At 66.0% G+C, this 17,540-nt stretch carries 15 protein-coding genes and 1 pseudogene; 6 read left to right on the forward strand and 10 right to left on the reverse strand.

Features of this window, described 5'->3' with window-relative positions; genetic code table 11:
- Positions 1–100 precede the first annotated feature (100 nt).
- The 4 genes and pseudogenes from ACWD4O_RS12175 to ACWD4O_RS12190 all read right to left on the reverse strand — a co-directional run bounded on the left by ACWD4O_RS12175 (position 101) and on the right by ACWD4O_RS12190 (position 4,436).
- A complete protein-coding gene (locus ACWD4O_RS12175) occupies positions 101–1,531 on the reverse strand; it encodes an amidohydrolase family protein (RefSeq protein WP_451279634.1) in 1,431 nt (476 codons plus the stop codon).
- Between the two features lie 280 nt (positions 1,532–1,811).
- Entirely contained in the window at positions 1,812–3,065 is a 1,254-nt protein-coding gene (locus ACWD4O_RS12180; protein ID WP_351902329.1) for a M24 family metallopeptidase, read from the reverse strand.
- 116 nt (positions 3,066–3,181) lie between these two features.
- Positions 3,182–3,690 (reverse strand): annotated as a pseudogene (locus ACWD4O_RS12185) (aldo/keto reductase).
- Between the two features lie 95 nt (positions 3,691–3,785).
- Complete coding sequence (locus tag ACWD4O_RS12190) at positions 3,786–4,436, reverse strand: FMN-dependent NADH-azoreductase (protein WP_451279635.1); 651 nt, start codon at positions 4,434–4,436, stop codon at positions 3,786–3,788.
- A gap of 524 nt (positions 4,437–4,960) precedes the next feature.
- On the opposite strand from ACWD4O_RS12190, the gene ACWD4O_RS12195 reads away from it, so the two are divergent.
- Both ACWD4O_RS12195 and ACWD4O_RS12200 read left to right on the forward strand, forming a co-directional pair.
- The gene (locus tag ACWD4O_RS12195; protein ID WP_398426586.1) at positions 4,961–5,875 is read left to right on the forward strand and encodes a LysR family transcriptional regulator; all 915 of its coding nucleotides are present in this window, start codon (positions 4,961–4,963) and stop codon (positions 5,873–5,875) included.
- A 67-nt stretch (positions 5,876–5,942) separates the two neighbouring features.
- On the forward strand, positions 5,943–6,665 hold the full coding sequence (locus tag ACWD4O_RS12200) for an SDR family oxidoreductase (RefSeq protein WP_398426585.1): 723 nt from the start codon (positions 5,943–5,945) through the stop codon (positions 6,663–6,665).
- 1,203 nt (positions 6,666–7,868) lie between these two features.
- Here ACWD4O_RS12200 and ACWD4O_RS12205 read toward each other — a convergent pair.
- Positions 7,869–8,621, reverse strand: a complete 753-nt coding sequence (locus ACWD4O_RS12205; protein ID WP_351902317.1) for an SDR family NAD(P)-dependent oxidoreductase — start codon at positions 8,619–8,621, stop codon at positions 7,869–7,871.
- A 210-nt stretch (positions 8,622–8,831) separates the two neighbouring features.
- On the reverse strand, positions 8,832–9,728 hold the full coding sequence (locus ACWD4O_RS12210; RefSeq protein WP_451279636.1) for an SDR family oxidoreductase: 897 nt from the start codon (positions 9,726–9,728) through the stop codon (positions 8,832–8,834).
- A 122-nt stretch (positions 9,729–9,850) separates the two neighbouring features.
- On the opposite strand from ACWD4O_RS12210, the gene ACWD4O_RS12215 reads away from it, so the two are divergent.
- Positions 9,851–10,423, forward strand: a complete 573-nt coding sequence (locus tag ACWD4O_RS12215; RefSeq protein ID WP_451279637.1) for a TetR/AcrR family transcriptional regulator — start codon at positions 9,851–9,853, stop codon at positions 10,421–10,423.
- A 430-nt stretch (positions 10,424–10,853) separates the two neighbouring features.
- On the opposite strand, the gene ACWD4O_RS12220 is transcribed toward ACWD4O_RS12215, so the two are convergent.
- Positions 10,854–11,816, reverse strand: a complete 963-nt coding sequence (locus ACWD4O_RS12220; protein WP_398426583.1) for an alpha/beta hydrolase family protein — start codon at positions 11,814–11,816, stop codon at positions 10,854–10,856.
- A gap of 192 nt (positions 11,817–12,008) precedes the next feature.
- Positions 12,009–12,659 (reverse strand): FMN-dependent NADH-azoreductase, encoded by a 651-nt coding sequence (locus ACWD4O_RS12225; RefSeq protein ID WP_351902305.1) that lies wholly within the window; start codon positions 12,657–12,659, stop codon positions 12,009–12,011.
- Positions 12,660–12,954: 295 nt separating this feature from the next.
- Here ACWD4O_RS12225 and ACWD4O_RS12230 point away from each other — a divergent pair, with 295 nt between their 5' ends.
- Positions 12,955–13,374, forward strand: coding sequence for a winged helix-turn-helix transcriptional regulator (locus tag ACWD4O_RS12230; RefSeq protein ID WP_351902303.1), 420 nt, complete (start codon positions 12,955–12,957; stop codon positions 13,372–13,374).
- Between the two features lie 1,035 nt (positions 13,375–14,409).
- Here the strand turns inward: ACWD4O_RS12230 and ACWD4O_RS12235 are convergent.
- Positions 14,410–14,739 carry a hypothetical protein gene (locus ACWD4O_RS12235; protein WP_398426582.1) on the reverse strand — a complete coding sequence of 110 codons (330 nt, stop codon included), beginning with the start codon at positions 14,737–14,739 and terminating at the stop codon, positions 14,410–14,412.
- A 203-nt stretch (positions 14,740–14,942) separates the two neighbouring features.
- Here ACWD4O_RS12235 and ACWD4O_RS12240 point away from each other — a divergent pair, with 203 nt between their 5' ends.
- Together ACWD4O_RS12240 and ACWD4O_RS12245 are read left to right on the forward strand one after the other, a co-directional pair.
- Positions 14,943–15,470, forward strand: a complete 528-nt coding sequence (locus tag ACWD4O_RS12240) for a SigE family RNA polymerase sigma factor (protein WP_351902298.1) — start codon at positions 14,943–14,945, stop codon at positions 15,468–15,470.
- Complete coding sequence (locus tag ACWD4O_RS12245; RefSeq protein ID WP_398426581.1) at positions 15,460–16,053, forward strand: hypothetical protein; 594 nt, start codon at positions 15,460–15,462, stop codon at positions 16,051–16,053. The genes ACWD4O_RS12240 and ACWD4O_RS12245 overlap by 11 nt, the downstream gene beginning before the upstream one ends.
- A gap of 132 nt (positions 16,054–16,185) precedes the next feature.
- On the opposite strand, the gene ACWD4O_RS12250 is transcribed toward ACWD4O_RS12245, so the two are convergent.
- Entirely contained in the window at positions 16,186–17,286 is a 1,101-nt protein-coding gene (locus ACWD4O_RS12250; RefSeq protein ID WP_451279664.1) for a transposase, read from the reverse strand.
- Positions 17,287–17,540: the final 254 nt, after the last annotated feature.

The following is a 17,540-nucleotide window of genomic DNA, read 5'->3' on the forward strand; positions in this document are numbered from 1 at the left end:
GTGCCGGTCGCGGGGGTGCGGGGCTTGGCCATACGCGTTCGGGTGCGGCGCTGGACTTCATCGAAAGAAGGACTATCCGTTGGCATACGAGTCCGCTGCGTCAGAACATCCCCCTCCACGCACCGTCGATCACGACAGGTGGCAAAGCCGCGGCGCGTTCGCGAATGACCGTTGCGGAGCGAGCACAGCGCCGTGCGAGGGCCGCGGTGTCGACGCCGAGGAGGGCGCCGCCGCGCTTACGGAACTCGCCATCGATCACGACGGTGTCGATATCCCCCGGGCCACTGTAGGAGATCAGCGTGGCCACCGGGTCGGCACCGGGGCGGCTGCGGATGCCGTCCGGCGACACGACGACCACGTCGGCCCGCTTGCCCGGTGTCAGGCTGCCGACCACGTCACCCAGCCCCACGGCTCGAGCGCCGGTGATGGTCGCCAGTTCGAGGGCACCCCGAGCGGACCACACCAGTTCCTGAGGCACGGAGCCGGCCGCGGCCGCGGCGTCCCGACGTTCGGCTTCGAGCAGCATGCGCGCCTGGCCGAGCAGATCGGATTGGCCGTAGCAGGTTGTGTCGACTCCGAGCACGGCATGGCCTCCGCGCTCGACGAGTCGGCGGCCCATGAGCGGCCCGAGCCCCATCCCGCTCTCGGTGCCGGGGGTGGTGGCCAGCCCGATACCCGCGCGGGCCATCGTGGCGAGGTCGTCTCTGTTGAGTTGGTTGCAGTGGGCCAGAACGGTCGTGCCATCGAAGTGTCCTTCGTCGACCAGCGTGCCCATGGTGGAGAGGTACTGGCCGTCCTGGACAGCGGCGTTCCAATGCGAGGTGATCATCGCCGGGTTGAGTGCGCGGATCCGTTCGAGGAGCGGGCGGACTGTGTCGACGGGCAGGTAAGGGGCGATCTCCGGTAGCGCGGCGCCGAGTTCGAGTCGGCCGGATCCGGTGACATCCAGCGTTTCCAACGTCCTGCGAACCTTGCGGAAGCTCTCGTCGTGCCATGTGTCCGGAGCGCGGGTGAGCATGTCGTTGAGCGCGTCGGCATCTTCGTATCCGTCGCCGAGCCAGTCGGGGGAGTTCTGGAACGCGTAGGCGAAATAGCCGCCGACGCCGCTGTCCCACGTCCCCCGCACGAGCGCTTCGCCGATCTCGACCGACGTCTGCAGGTGGCTGTGGTCGACAACGGTCGTGGTACCCGCAGACACCGCTTCCAGGCCACCCAGGTAGTTGGCGAGGTAAGCGTCCTCGGCATCAAAACATCCGCCGTAGCCGCCCCGTACCCAACGCATGTACTTCGGGAAGCTCCAGTCGGTCGCGAGACCGTGCAGCAGGCTCTGCCACGCGTGCCGGTGGCCGTCGACAAAGCCAGGGGCCACGATCTTCCCCGTGGCCTCGACGACGTCTGCGCCTCGAGCAGGAAGATTCGAGCCGACATCGACGATCCGGCCGTCGCGGACGAACACATCGGCATCGGCCAGATCGCCCAGATCGGCGTCCATCGTCAGAACGTGACCACCGCGGATCAGGATGCTCTTCACGTTCTCTCATTCGGTCGGCAAACTTCGGAGACAAACTCGATCGGGAGGTAATGCGGAACTCGGAACTACAGGCTTCTCACCCGCTCCGGAAGGCGTGGTGGACCGCGCCAGCGACTCGGGTCGCCAAGCCTGTCGTCAGGACGGGTGCGCCACTGTCACAACAGCGATTCGATTCCCCGCCACATGGCCGGGCTGCGCTCCCGTCCCACGGCCAAGCTCAGTACCCTTGAGAAGCAGGCCCCGCCCTCAGAGGGAATTCGCGATCCGCCGAGCCCGTCTGTCACGTGGCCTGCAGCAGTTGTGCCGTGTACGGATTGAGTTCGATCGCCTCGTCGTCGCCTACGATTACAGTGCCGCCGAGGGTGACCAACCTACGTCCGAATCCGCAGCTGGGTTCGAATGCGAAAGTCATTCCGGGCTGGAGCTCCAGATCGGCGAGCAGCGTGGGAATTCCCGGGACCTCAGGATAGCGATCGATACCGTCGACCTGGCTGAAGTCGATCGGGACACGGCACAGAGCAGCGATCGGGTTGAGGCCGTGGATCTGCGGCCCCTTCACCCAACCGCCGGCCTCTTCGAGAGGCGCGAGCATCGCTTCGGCAACGTCACCGAAACGTCGCTTGGCGCGCATCGTTTCCAGTCCTGCCTGGTAGCAATCGCGAGCCACCCGCGCGGCGCGCTCGATGTCCTCGTGTACCTCTCCGACCGCGATGGCGACTTGATGCTGCGTGGCGCGCATGCCGAACTGGCAGAAGATCTCTGAGGTGATCACGTCGCCCTCCTGCAGGATGCGCGGAGCCTGCGGGCGGTAGGCCCACTGCGGCGGTCCCCAGACCACCGGCTCCGGACCGGAATAGAAGTGCATCTGCGGAACGGCCGTCCCCCGCATGTAGGCCGCGGACATTCCTGCCGCATACACCTCGTTCTCGCCGATCCCGGGCCGTGCGGCGTCGACCATCGCCCGTACCATCGCGTCGCCGATGCTCGCCGAATGGCGGACGACCGCAACTTCCTCTTCGCTGAGCGGCATCATCAGCCGCGCGAGACCCCCGCCGACGCGCTTGAACGTGGCATCGGGAAAATCCGACACAACGGCGTCCCAGAGTGCGGAGGGCATGATCCCCTCCGGATGCGCAGGGATGTACGGCTCCAGGCCAGCGACCCCGATGGACGCCTTGGCGAGCCCGTACTCATTGAGCACTTCCGCGATCGTGCCGGCGCCACGGCCCACGCGCACGTTGTCCGCCGCGATCCACAGGGCGTCACCGCGACGCACGCCCTCCAGGTGGTCGAAGACGAAGCTCGGAACCGATGCGAGCGCGATCGGATCGCCGTTACGCGGGAATACGATGGTCTGCCCGGGACGGTCATTCGTGAACCAGGTGTCGAAATAGTACGGCGCGGGTCCGTTGTCCTCGTGCTCGCCGTAGACGATCAGCGCATCGAGACCTTCCTCGTCCATGAAGGTGCGCGCCAGGTTCCAGCGGCGATCGCGCTCCGCCGGAGAGTAGCTCGGTACAACCCTGTCGGTCATGTGGATCTCCCGGTGAGTGCTGGAGAATTCTCATGTGAACGTTGATGGGAGCCTGGGGGCGGGGCAGGCGCCCCCAGGCTTGTGGGAATCCATGGATCGTCGCGTCGGCGGACGCGTCAGTCCCGGGGGAAGTCCAGCGAACGTGACGGAACGGCGCCGAGGATCTCGCGACTCGCTTCATCGAGTGCGATCGCCCCCGCAGCCGTGTTCTCCTCAAGGTGAACGGCATCGGCAGTGCCGACGATGAGTAGTACGTTCGGGGCGTGGTGCAGCAGCCAGGCAAGGCCGACTTGCGCCGGTGTGGTGCCGAGCGCCTCGGCCACTGCGACGACGGCGGATTCCTCGGCCACCTTCGGCAAACCGACAACAGCACCGCCCAGTGGGACGTACGGCACCCAGGCGATCTGCTCGTCGGCGCACAGGCGCGGCATGTCCTCGTTGGCGCGAGTCACGAGGCTGTAGGCGTTCTGCACGCAGACGATGCCAGCCGGGGGTAGAGGGTGTTGGGGTCGGGTACGGCTCCCACCCTGCTGACAACCGTCACTCCATCTCCGGGTCGCAGCACGTCACGGATGAGTTCGTTGACGAATCCGTTGCCGTAGAACTGCGCGGTGTCCAGCTGCATCGCGCCGTATCCGATACGGGAGACATGACGACTGCCCAGGGGACCGGCGCCTCCCGGACGCGTGATACCGGTACGAGCCGTCCCGGCGGACGGCCTCACGTCATGGCCGCGCTCTGTCGCAGCGTGAAGTTCTCACCGTGTTGGCGCGCCTGTGCGTGAGCCTGCGCCAGTGATTCGTCGTGCAGGCCTTGGAACTGGGCCAGTACCGGCACAACCGGTGCCAGGCCGAACTCGACAGTGACGAACTTCAGATCGAGACCGAGCTCACGCTCCATGCTCTCCCGCAGGTTCGGTATCAGGTGATCCCGGCCCTCGTGCGGCGCGCCCGGCCCGTACGAACCACCCCGCGACGAAATCACCAGAGCCGGGCGCCCCGCAGCCGGCGGGGGCCCCTCCGGCATCGAATACGTCCGCCCAAAGATAACAGTCTGGTCCAACCACGCCTTGAACGACGACGGCATCCCATAGTTGTACAACGGCACCGTGAAAAGAAATCCGGACGCACCCAGGAACTCCTCAACCAGCTCATCCTGCAGAGCCGCAGCCTCAGCCTCAGCGGGCGTATACCGAGCAGGATCATTCAGGCGCGCCGAAATACCCGCCGCAGTCAAGTGAGGGATCGGAGCAGCGGCCAGATCACGATGCACCACCTCACCCGTCCAGCCATCCAGGAACGAACGCGCGACCCGACGCGAGATCGACTCGACGTCAAACGACGTGGCATCAATGTGCAACAGATACGACATGACTCTCATTCCATTCGACATCGGCACATCACCACACAGCCCGAAACCGCCCCGGGCCGAAAAGGAACCGGTAACACACCGACACGCTTACAACCTGTAAACAGAGCCATCATGCATCACCAATGAATCGCACACAAAAGGCACATCAATGTCCGTTGCGAAAAACCATGTGCACCCTGAACTGCATCGTCGCAACCGGTACGGGCACCGCTGAGCACAACGAATAGGCCAGGTCGGTCTTTTCGGCGCGGGGCGGGTTGAGGGCCAGGCTGTGGCGTCAGGTGCGCGCCGGGTTCCATCACGCCGAGCCCGCTGGGCGTCCGCTTCATGCTGGTTCGGCAGGGAGCAGCGATGAGATCGTGGACCACTGACCCGGGACCATCAATTGTTCGGCAGCACCAAACGCTCAACTACCTGTGGCCTCCCCGTACGACACGCACGTGCTGCGGTACCGGAGAGGAACCCCATGCACCGCCAACCCCCCCTCTGGCAAACGCCGGGGTTTGGCTGCTTCAATGAAGCGTATGGCTGATCTGGATCTTCGTCGACTGCGGTATTTTCTCACCCTCTCCGACGAGCTGAACTATGGTCGGGCCGCCGAGATACTGCACATCGCGCAGCCGGCGCTGAGCCGTTCGATCGCCGCCCTGGAACGAGAACTGGAAGTGACACTCTTCCAGCGTTCACGGAGGGGAACGTGCCTGACGCCCGCCGGCGAGCTTCTCCGTGAGGACGCGCGGGAGCTGCTGCGCTCGGCCGAAGTGCTCCAGCGGCGCGTTCGGGGCGCGCAGCGCGAGGGCCGCAGTGTCACGATCGGTTTCATGCCCGGCCTTGTCCTCACTCCGGTGGTGCGCCATTTGGAGGAGCATTTCCCAGGTCTACGGGTGGACGTCGTGAGGAGCTCGTGGAGCGAACAAATCACCGCTGTGCGTGATGGTCGCTTCGATGCCAGTTTCGCGCACCGGCCGTTCGACGATGAGGGCCTGACAGTCGTGGACTTGCACTCCGAGGGTCGCGCGGTCGCGTTGCCGATCGACGATCCGCGAGCCGGCATGAGCGGACTCCGCCTCGCGGATCTTGCCAGCGATGTGTTGCTGCAGCCGGTCAAGGCTGTTCCGGGGTGGCGCGGAGCGGCGGCTCCCCCAGGGCTGGAGCGCGACCGTGCTATCGCCGTCTCCCCCACCGTGGAGGAGAAGTTCGAGCTTGTCGCCGCGGGACGAGGCGTCGTCGTCATCCCGGAGTCCGCTACGCGCTACTACCACCGCCCGGACCTGGCTTTTGTACGTGTGACAGACCTGCCCGAGGCGAGGGTCTGTCTGGTGGTCGAATCGCGCCGACGATCCGCTGTTCTACGCGAGTTGGTGGAGACCGCCCGGTCAACGCTACTTGCCGAGCCTTCGGCAATTGCTCATGCCGGCCCGGCATCAGTTGGTAACTAACCGGTCTTGGACGAGCCGGCGCGGCAGAGGGGAGGCTGAAAGAGACCCCGTCGAAAGGTAGTTCTTCGTGTCTCTCTCGCCCTCAACTCGTGTCGTTGTCATCGGTGGTACCAGCGGCATCGGCTTGGCCGTCGCCCAGGCGGCGGCCAAGGCTGGGGCACAGGTGATCGTCGGATCCCGCTCCGAGCAGTCCGTGAAGCGGGCGCTCAGCTTGCTCCCCGGCCACGCAGACGGGCTGCCGGTCGACGTCACCTCGGCCGTGTCGTTGGAGTCGTTCTTCGCCCAGGTAGGGGCGTTCGACCATCTCGTCTACACCGCAGGGGACGCTCTTGTCCGCGGCGTGATCACTGACTACGACCCCCAGCAGGCTCATGACTTCTTCGATATCCGCCTCTTCCGCGCTCTGGACACCGTGCGTCGCGCGCTTGCGACTCTCCACGGCTCCGGTTCGGTGACGCTGACCAGCGGTGCCGCCGCATTCCACGGCGGAACCGGCAAGTTGCTCGGGTCCACGGTCAGCGCGGCTGTCATCGCCGCCGCCCGCTCGCTCGCCGCCGAACTCGCCCCGCTCCGGGTCAACGTCGTTGCCCCTGGCGTAGTGCGCACGCCGTTGTGGTCGAACATGCCGGAACAGGCGCAGAAGTTGCTCTTCGACCGTGCCGGAGGCGACACCCTACTGGGCCGGGTGGCCGACCCGGAGGACGTCGCGAAGGTCTATGTCAGCCTGATGGAACAGGACTACGTCACCGGGAACGTGGCCGTAGTCGACGGCGGTAGCATCCTCAAATAGCCAAAAGAGGAATATATTCCACTTCGACTGCCCTGGCAGCGCTTGGTAGTTGACCGGGCGGCGGGCACCCAGGTTCAAAGCACAGATGCGCCGTCTCACAACCTGCCGAACGTTCGGACTCCGTCCTTGTACCCGGCGGAACACCACCACGGTCTGCCCGATTTGCGGGCAGCCGTACGGGTCGGTGCGCAGCAGTTACCGCGACTCAGTGGAAGTAGGCCGGCCCGGTCGCATTCCGCGGGGGTTCCATCCAACAGGTCGTAGTCGAGGGCAGCTTGGCGTAGGGCGCGCAGCATATGGACGTGCCACGGCGGGCCGTGCTAGCCGTCACGGGCAGCACGGCTTGGAGGAGCAGGAGCAGTTGAGCGACCTCGTCGCGGTTGCCGCCAGTCAAGGCAGCGGCGGGGCGGATGCCGATAGCGTCGGCGATCAGGTGACGTTTACTGCCCTACTGGCTCCCCTTGACGCCCTGAGGTGGGAGACGTCGACCACCGCCCGGGAGAAGTCCAGGGCGTTCACGCTCCGGAGTCTCTCTTCCTGGACATCTGAACGGCCGATGCGCCGCGCTCTTTCTGACCTGTGCGTATGTGGGCCAGGAACTCGCCTGGGGCCGAGCTGGCATCGGCGTCGTCGTCTCCCCCGCGACGACGACCACCAACACGCGACACGACCGACCGCGCCCCTCCCCACGACATCTGCAGGAACTCTGCGGCAATTCGGCTCGGCCGACGCCGCGGGTTTAGCTGAGGCGGAACAGGGCCTGGGCCCGCTCCGTACGCGGTTCCAGCTCTGTCACACCCGTGGCGTGGTAGCGGAGCCCCGTCACGTCCCGAGTTAAGCCCGGCACGAGGTCGACAGGTCGACCTGCTTCGGGTCGGCCTTGAGATGGTTCAGAAGACTCTTCTGCCGCGGCAGGCACACGCAAGCGAAGCGGCCACTGCCTGACCAGCCCCGGTCTGGCCGCACACATGGAGTCCGGCCACCGCAGGCTCGGGCCTCTGAGCCAGGAAGACCGACCCTCGGCGATCACCAAACCTCCCCGCCACGTCGCCGCTGGCTCGATGAGGTGAGCGGCTCGGCAAGGCCGTCGACCTACTCAACCGCCGGCTTGCAGTGTCTCTCCCCCTCCAACGGCGGCGTGCTGAGCGCCGTACGAACGTCCTCCTCCAAACCGCACAACCGAAGTAGTGAGTGGCGGGCTTCTCAGATCTGGTTCTCGCCGCCGTCGACGTACCAGTTGGCGCCAAGGACGTAGCTGCTCTGTTCGGAGGCGAGGAACGCCACGACCGCGGCGATCTCCTCCGGGCGACCCAGACGGCCTATCGCCACGGTCGCAGCGACGTGCTCCTTGACGGCGGCCACCGCTTCCTCACCACCGAAGATGTCCGTGAGCCCGGGAGTGTCGATCCCGCCCGGCGAGACCGAGTTGACCCGGATACGACGGCCCTTGAGTTCGTTGGCCCACGTCCGTGCGAAGGACCGGACGGCGGCCTTGGACGCCGCGTACGCGCCGAACGCCTCCATACCGTTGTCGGCGGCGGTGGAGGCGTTCAGGATTACCGAAGCACCTTCGTTGAACAGCGGAAGCGCCTTCTGTACGGTGAACAGCGTGCCCCGTACGTTGACGCCGAAGGTCTGGTCGAAGTGCTCTTCGGTGGTCTGCTCCAATGGCACGAAGGCACCGGTCGCCGCGTTCGCGAAAAGCACGTCGAGACCCTGGCCCCGGGTCCGGACCGCGTCGTAGAGCCGGTCCAGGTCAGCCATGTTTGAAATGTCACCCGCCACCGCCGTGGCCTTGTCTGTTCCGATGGTCTCGACAGCAGCATCCAGCTGGGTCTTGCGCCGACCGGTGATGAACACGTACGCGCCCTCAGCAGCCAGCCGTATGGCGGTGGCCAGACCGATTCCGGTGCCGCCGCCGGTGACAACGGCAGTCTTGCCTTCAAGCTGTCCCATGTGAGTAACCTCCGTAAAGATGAGCTGATCGCCTGCGTTCCCGCAGCCGCAGGCCAGCCTGGTAGTCCCGGCGCAGTACTGCACCGGCCTCCCTCAGAACCGTGCTGGCCCTTCGTCCGTTCAGGCGAACCCTGTCGATTCCATGTCCTCGCCACCACATGTCGTCCTTGTCGAGACCGACACCGCTTGGCGCGTCGACCCTCAGGTGCGTCAGTTGCGGAAGTAGGACCCGGCGTCCAAGTCCTGGATGAGGCTGGGCCCACTTGGTGCCCAGCCGAGGAGTTCCTGTGTACGAGTGCTGGAGGCTGGGATGTCCATAGCGAAGAAGCGGCCGATCCAGCCGAAGTGCTTGTGTGCGTCCTGCGGTGCGATCGAAGTCACGGGAACGTCGAGTCCTCGTCCGATGGCCTCTGCGATCTCCCGTGCGGGGACTCCTTCCTCGCTCACCGCGTGCAGGACCGTTCCCGCCGGGGCCTTCTCCAGTCCCAGGCGGGTGATCTGCGCGGCATCCGACCGGTGGACCGCCGGCCAGCGGTTCGTGCCATCGCCGACGTAGCCCGCGACCCCTTTCTCACGGGCAATCGCGACCAGGGTCGCGATGAACCCGTGGTCGCCGTCGCCGTGCACGGTCGGGGCGAACCGCAAGCTGACCGTGTTCACGCGGCGATCGACGTACTCCAGCGCGAGGTTCTCGCTGCCGCCTCGGGGGGACTCCAGGCCGTGGAACGGTGACCTGTCGTCCTCGGTCGCCAGCCGACCCTGCGCCGGGCCTGCGACGCCGGACGCCAGTAGGAACGGACGGCCTGATCCGGTCAGGACGTCGCCGATCGCCTGCACGGCGGCCCGTTCGGCCTGATTGGAGACGGCAGGGTTGTTGAAGTCGTGCTTGTTGGCGAGGTGAAGGACGGCGTCAGCGGTCGCGGCGCCCTCCCGGATGCTGTCGAGGTCGTCGAGGTCGCCGCGGCGGACCTGGGCACCCTTCGCGTCGAGGGATGCGGCCGCGGTATCGGAGCGGGCGAGCCCGACCACCTTGTGGCCGGCGGCGAGCAACTCGTCGACTGTGGCCGAACCGATCCACCCGGATGCTCCGGTGACGAAGACGCGCATGTGAATGATCTCCTTCGATACTCAAGCCTGGTGAACGAGGCAAGCGATGTCAGCCACTGACGTCAGTGACTGCCGTCACTGTAGCTGCCGTGTCAGCTGCTGTCATCACTAGAGTGGTGGGCATGGTGCGATGGGAGCCCGGGGCGCGGGAACGACTACAGGCAGCGGCGATGGACCTCTACATCAGTCGCGGCTACGACAGGACGACCGCGGCCGACATCGCCCAGGCCGTCGGTCTCACGGAGCGGACGTTCTTCCGCCACTTCGCCGACAAGCGTGAGGTGCTTTTCAGCGGCCAGGAACTGCTGGAGCAGGCGTTCCTGGACGGCGTAGCTGCGGCTGCACCGGACGCGTCACCGCTCAAGATGGTCGAGTCCGCCCTGTCGGCCGCGGCGCCGTTCTTCTCGACCGAGCGCCGCGACCACTCCAGGCGGCGGCAGAGGATCATCTCCGAGAATCCCGCGCTGCAGGAACGGGAGTTGTTGAAGTTGGCGGGGCTAGCCACGGCGGTCGCTGCCGCCCTCCGATCGCGGGAGGTTCCCGAAGCGACAGCCACGCTCGCCGCGGAATCCGGGGTGACCGTGTTCGGCGTGGCCTTCGGGAAGTGGATCGCCGAGGGTGAGGAGCGGTCGTTCCTCGACATCGAGCGCGAGGTGCTGGGCGAGCTCGTGGCGATGGCCGCCGGTGCGACGTGATCAGCGTAGCGATGGACCAACCGGGGAAACTACCCGACGACGTCCTGGCCTCGCGGTAGTGATCACTCTCGCCAAGCAGGTTGGACCAACATCGCCGCGGCAGCCGGTCACTAACGGTCACGCCCCCAGCACGCGATCGCCATGCTCTGGCTCACAGCCTGAGAACGCATCACCCGTGCTGTCCCGGCAGAACCTGGCACCTGCGGAAAGATCGACAACTCGGTGTGCGGGAAATCGACTGTGGTGAGGCTCCGACGCGACAGGCCCGAAGAGCCTGCAGCGGCTCCAAACACGTCGCCGGGGAGTGGACGCGCGAACTGGCGGACGGATGGTGACACGGCCAGGCGCCCTTGCCGCCGACAACGCCGGCTTGCGGGATCGGTGGGTGCCGATAGTGCCGAACCAGGAGTTCGGCACTCTGGCGGTTGCTTCACCTGGCTTCGATCGTGCCCATCGGTTCGGACATGCAATTCAATGCGGCGGCGGCGTCGGCCCAGGCGGTGTCACCGGGGTATAGCCCAGTGCGCAGGTAAGCCCAGGTGAGTGCTCGCAATGTGGCCACGCGCTCGGGGTTCTCGTCGGTGGTTTCCGCGGCATCGTACGTCGACACGCCGCCGAGGCTGTGCTCGGCGCCGAACAGCGTCAGCCGCGTCTTGGGGCCAACGCTGAGGAAGTAGGCGTCGGAGCGCCAGTCCTTGCGGTCGGAGAACGCGGGGTGCCAGTCGTTCTCACCGACGATGACCAGTGCAGGTGTCGTCATCGTGGTGAAGCTGGTGGTGCCCAAGATGGGGTAGTGCTCGGAGGCAAACGCGGCGAGGTCTTCGCCCCGGCCGGGTGGGGCCATCAAAACGCCTACTTTGATACGGTCGTCGGCCAGTTGTACAGCGGATCCGTCGGTCGGGTCAGTGACGGTCTGGCCGCAGAGCATGCCGACGGTGTGTCCGCCCATGGAGTGCCCGACCGCGGCGACGCGGGTGTGGTCCAGTCGGCCGACCAGCCCTGGGACGGTCGCCTCGATGTCGTCGAGGTGGTCGAGGATGGAGTGCATGTCGGTGGCCCTGGATCGCCAGTAGAGCGGCGCGTCCGGGTCGCCGACGTCGCGCAGGCCCAGGGTCGTGGAGTCCTGGTGCGTCGGCTGGATGACGGCGAAGCCGTGTGCCGCCCAGAAGTCCACGACGGGGCCGTAACCGTGCAGGGATGATACGAAGTTGGAGGGGCCATGACCGTGCGACAGCAGGATCACTGGCAGGTCGGTGCCGGTTGCGGGTGCCGACACCTTGACCTGCAGATCCACGGCCCGGCCCGGTACGGTCAGCACCACAGGGCTGAAGGTGCTGACCGGGGCGGATTCGTTGACGGGAATGCCACCGGTCTCGCTGAACGGCTTGCTCATTGATGGTCTCCTTTGCCAGGTCGCTTGGGCCATTGAACAAGTACAAGGGTTACGTTGCGCCAGTTTGGCCCCCTGGTCATCGGTGCTTCCTGCTCGGATTTCCCCGTATCCGTTGCGGAAGACGTAGCGACGTTCAGAATCCCGGTGTCGCCCAGACGCGTGGTACCGGCTGGAGCCGTAAAGCCGATGAGTTCATGTTGTGGTGGCGTTCTGCTGGAGAGCGAATGCCTCGGCGTGTTGGCGAGCCTGCTCGTGGGCATTGGCCAGCGACTCTTCGTGCATGCCGATGAATTGGTTCAAGATAGGAACTGTGGGGGCCAGGCCAAACTCAATGGTGATGAATTCGAGTTCGAGGCCAAGTTCACGACCCATGCTCTCCTGAATATGCGGCAGGAGGTGGTCTCGGCCCTCGTGCGGGGCGCCGGGCCCGTAGGCGCCACCGCGCGAAGAGATCACCACCGCGGTGCGGTCGGCGGCCGGCGGGGGGCCGTCAGGCAGGGAGTAGGTGCGTCCGAAGATGACGACCTGGTCCAGCCATGCCTTGAACGACGACGGCATCCCGTAGTTGTACAGAGGCACGGTGAACAGGTAGCCGGCCGCGCCGAGGAACTCCTCGACCAATTCGTCCTGCACCGCCGCGGCAGCTGCTTCCTCTGGGGTGTGCTCGGCGGGGTCGGTCAGCCGCGCGGAGATCCCCGCTGCGGTCAGGTGCGGGACCGGGGTGGCGGCGAGGTCACGATGCACCACTCTCCCCGGCCAGACATTCAGGAAGGAACGGGCGACCCGGCGCGAGATCGACTCGGCGTCGAACGACGTGGCATCGATGTGCAGTAGATACGACATGACACTCGATTCACTCAGTGCCGATATGCCACACGCGCGATTCCGTGGTGACTCACCGGCACACTTACGGCTAGTGCGCAGCGCCATGGTGCATCAACATCAGATAGCCCGCAAAAGGCACATTCATGTGCGTGCCGAAACGTCATGTTCGTCGCGGCCAACGACCGGGTCGCCGGTGACCTGATTCGGCCAATTCACGCTCCGAGGTACGCTTACTCTTTGTTCGTAGCCGTATGATTTGGTACTGCCTTTCCGTACGACCGGCCGATCCGCCTGCACCGAAGGGGTGCGTCCCATGACCAGCGAAATAACCCGTCCCGTCACGCCCGGTGCGGAAGCGTGTGGGCGCCTTCCGGTCGAACACGGCGAGTTCGTGCGCCAGACCCTGGACCGGGTCGGCGACAAGTGGTCCCTCCTCGTGATCGCCAATCTGCATGACGGTCCACGCCGCTACAGCTACCTGCAACAGACTGTGTCGGGCATCTCGCAGCGCATGCTCACCCTCACGCTGCGCCAACTCGGCGAGGACGGGCTGGTCGCGCGGACCGCGTATGCCGAGGTGCCGCCCCGCGTCGAGTACTCACTGACCCCTCTCGGGGAAAGCTTCCTCGAGGTGGCTACGTCGCTTGTCCAATGGGCCTCCACCCACCACGGCGCGATTCGCGAGCACCGGGCCTTCGCCCTCGCGAAAACCGGCCAGGGCGAACTCAACTGACCAACGCAACACTCCAGGCAGAGAACATGCCCGAGGTGTTGGGCGGCGCAGTTGGGCGTTCGGGCACATCGGATGCGCAGAAGCGGGAGCTGTAGGACCGCTGGAGGGGGCGAGCCAGTCAGGGGGGACGCGAACAGATCTCGCGCGGTCGGTCCTGGGCTGGCGAAGTACAGGAGATTACGCACAGCCTGGGGCGCTCCTCACAGACTTTCGCCAAAGAGCTCTCTCGCCACTGCGGAGCCCGGCGCTACCGAGCCGCTTAGACCGAGGACTGGGCTCAGGGCCGCGCGCGATGTCCCAGACGGTGTCTGCCGGTCACGAACCAACAGTGAGGGACAGGGCACTCGTGGCAGAGAAGCTGGCGGAGGACTGGATGCCGGAAACGCCGGCTACCCGCTCAGGAACTGTCCGCCGGGCTCGGGGTGCGGATCAGGCACGAGACGATCTGCAAGTCCCTGTTCATGAAGGTTGGCGGGGTGCTGGCCAAACCACTGCATGAGCAGAGCATCTGAGGCCGAGCGCCCGCCGTGGAGCAGCATCCACGAGGCCGTCTCGGCAACGGTGTTCACTGATCAAGGGTGTGGTTTCCTTCCGCAGGCGGCCTCCAGAAGCCGAAAGCCGCACAGTGCCGGGCAGCTGGGAGAGACCTTCTCCTCGGTGTCTCACCCAGATCGCCACCGTCATCGAAGGGTTTCACCCGCTCCACCTCGATGGCCGAGACGCAGCCACCGGCACCACGCGGCTGTCCGACGAACAGTGTGCCCTGTCTACCCCACTCCGGAAGACTCTGACGTCGGGACCGCGATTTGTCAGCGACGCGTGAATCGTGACCCAGCGCCTCATCGGGACTGATCAAGGTGGCGGCGGCTGTACCACCGCCACCCGGGACGACCGGCACTTCAGCCAGCCTCGATCCTTGCGTCACCGCCAAGAGACCCTCAGCGCCCCCAGGGGCCCGATCGACTCGCTCCCATCAAGCCCCACTCAAATTCCGAGCTGGACGAACGCTCACCGGGCTTTGAGAGCCGGTGTTGATCAGCCCTTCGGCGGGCGGGCCATCGCGATCGTCTTCATCTTCAGGATGCGCACCTCTGCGGGGTCCGTCACAGGCCGGGGAGCCTGCCCCTGTCCGTTGGCCGCGGCGGCCGTCTTCGCCTTCAGGGCGCTCTCGGCTGCGGTGTGAGAAGCCCTCTCCGCGGCCGCGGCGGCGACCGCCTTCGTCTTCTGCTTCTGGGTGTTCGCGGAGTCGTCGTCCGTCGCGGAGTGCGAGGCCGCGGTGGCCGCGTGAACCTGCGATCCCGCCGCCACAGCCAGACTGCCGAGCGCGAAGGCGCTCACCGCGGCGGTCCTGAACGTCGTTGACATCCTGCTTGACTTACGGGGGGCGGCATGGCGCATGGGAGTTCCTCTGGTGTCGGTTCGACTTGGACAGCTGGACTACGCAGGGCATGGGCCCGTACGCGACACCCAGAGTCAGTGATGCAGATCACGGGGGGCCTCTGTTGCGGGCGACAGATGCCGGTGCGTACCTCCCGTACGGAGGCCCCCTGGTCGTTCTGCGGACGGATATGAATGGCGGAAGAGTGGCGAAAGGCGCGGCGGAGGAGGAGTTCGATGAATTCTATGCACTGGCCTACCCCAGGCTCGTTCGGCAGCTTTACGCGATGACCGGCGATCTGCCGGAGGCCCAGGATGTCGTCCAGGAGGCGTTCATAAGGGCCTGGGGCCGACGTGGGATATTCACGAACGACGGTTCCCAGGAGGCGTGGATCCGCACCACGGCCTGGCGGCTTGCCATATCGCGCTTCCGGCGTGTGCGGCGCGGTGTGCAGCTCATGCAGCGTCATCACGAACAGCGCCATGCCGAGGGGCCGTCCCCCGAACGCGTCGCTCTCGTCGAGGCACTTCGCACTCTTCCGAGGAAGCAGAGAAGCGTGGTTGTCCTCCACCACTTGTGCGACCTCAGCGTCGAGCAGATAAGTACCGAGACGGGCTGGCCGGCCGGCAGCATCAGGGTTTGGCTGGTCCGTGGGCGCCTGTCACTCGCCCGCTACTTCGCCCCCCTGCCGGACCAGGAGGTGGACCATGTCGGATGAGTACGAGCGTCCTGCCTGGCTTGCCGAGAGCATCGCCCAGTTGGAGAACATTCGGGTAGATGGGCCGGCGTCCGCAAAGGAGTTGCGTCGTCAAAGCTTCCGACGCCGTCAACGCCGTAACCGTTCTGCCTCCATTGTGGCGATTGCCGCGACAGCCCTCGGTGCGGGCGCCTACTGGAACGCCATGGGCGTAAACCCATCGGCGGAAGATCCTGCCCGCCGCGGGGAGGTTTCCCAAATATCAGCGGCCCAGGAGGAATTGCAGGCCTACTACTCGGTTCTGCCGGATGCCTTTTCCTCGCGGGATTCGCCGTCCAGGCTGTGGAAGCTGATGACCGCGCATTTCACGGACACGGCATTGAAGCGAGAAGTTATTCTCGAAGGCAGCGGAGCCGACGACCTGGCGGCCACGTGTGGTCATGTGGATGCCACAACCACCTTCACCGTCGGAGACCCCCGCAGCACCGGGGCCGACACCGTCCGCGCACGCGTGACGAGCAGCAGCTCACAGGAATCGATCGAGGTCGATTTCGATCTCCGCACCATGAGAATCTCGAACTGGTCCTGCATCGACGGATCCTGACCTCTACCGACCGACACAGGCCACAAGCCCCGGTACCGGAGGGCCGGTCCCGTCAGTCGGTCGGATCGATGCGACGGTCGGGTCCGTCCAGCCAACGGCTCTGTCCGCAGTTCCGGATGCTGTTGGCGATCTTCAAGTGGTCAGGGCCTGGCATAACTGCCGGAATCGGGTAGCGGGTCTGGGCTGACGCGGTGGTGTGGTGCCGGGCGGATGGCATCCGCTGAGTCGGATGATGTTGGTTCCGGCGGCGGTGAGGATGTGCTGGACGTGGGTCTTCGCGATTCCGTGGTAGCGGCAGTGGCGGAGTCCGTGGGTGTGGACAGTCTCGGAGACCCTCGCTTCGCAGCCGGCGCGGATCGCGTAGTGCTCCTGCCACTCCCGAGTGTTCTGCTCGCGGCGGACCCTGGTCTGGATCTCCTGCAGAGGCTCAGACAGGAGGATGATGTGGCGACCCCGTCCGTCGGCATTGCCCGTGCACTCCACTCGGTCTTCGCAGGCCCGGCAGGCAGTACGAGGGAACATGACGGACAGCCGCTCGTGTCCGTCGCCGAGTGTGGGTTTCCAGGGGCGGCCGGTCACGCCGCGCGGACAGGTGAGGGTGCGGGCGTCCCAGTCCGGGGTGAAGTCCGCCTTCGTGAAGCCGGGATGGTCGCGGGCCCGGGGATCGGGGCGAACCGGGCCGGTCAGCGTGAAGCCGTGGGCGCGGGCGGCCTGGTCGATGGACTCCGGCGTGACGTATCCGGCGTCCACGAAGTGCTCCAGATCTGCGAAGCCCTGACTGGCCAGGCCCTGGTGGATGTCGTCGAGCACGCCGATGTCCTGCTCCGGGGCGGCCTGGGTGATGAGCTGCACGATGAAGTTCGGCCCGGCCTCCCCGCAGGTTTCCGTCTGATGATCGCGGCAGCCGATCCAGGACTTCTGCCCTGCTGCGGTGAGTTTCTGGCTGTACCAAGCCTGCGGGTCATAGGGAGAAACGATCTCCAGGCCGGCCCACGGAACACAGGCCGTGGCGGGGTCCGGCCGTCCCTCCGCCAGCGGGGACAAAGCCGCCCTGCGAGGCATCTTGCGCCGGCTCAACCGGTCCCTGGTGGACTTCGGGTCCCGCCACCGCAAACGGCCCGTAGCGTCGTACCAGTACTGTTGCACCCATACCTGTCGCAGCACCTGGACCTGCGGCAAAGTACGCAGCCGTGGTGGGGCATCGCAACGGTGGACGGCCGTCAGTAGCCTCATCCCGTCCTCGCCGACCTGCAGGGCGTACTCCTCCAGTGCAGCCTTGCCCTTGGGCAGCCGGTGGTGATACGCCGGACGCCCATAGCGGTCGGCCCAGCCTGCCCCGATCACCGGCGCCAGCCAACTCTCGTCCGCCAGGACGAGTTGCTCCAGCGCGGCCCGCAGGGTCTCGGTGACCAGTTCCCTCCGGTTCAGCGTCCGCACCGCTGCCAGCACATGAGTGGAGTCCGTCCGCACCGCGCCGTGGCGCTTCA

The organism is Streptomyces sp. NPDC002623 (genome assembly GCF_053592635.1).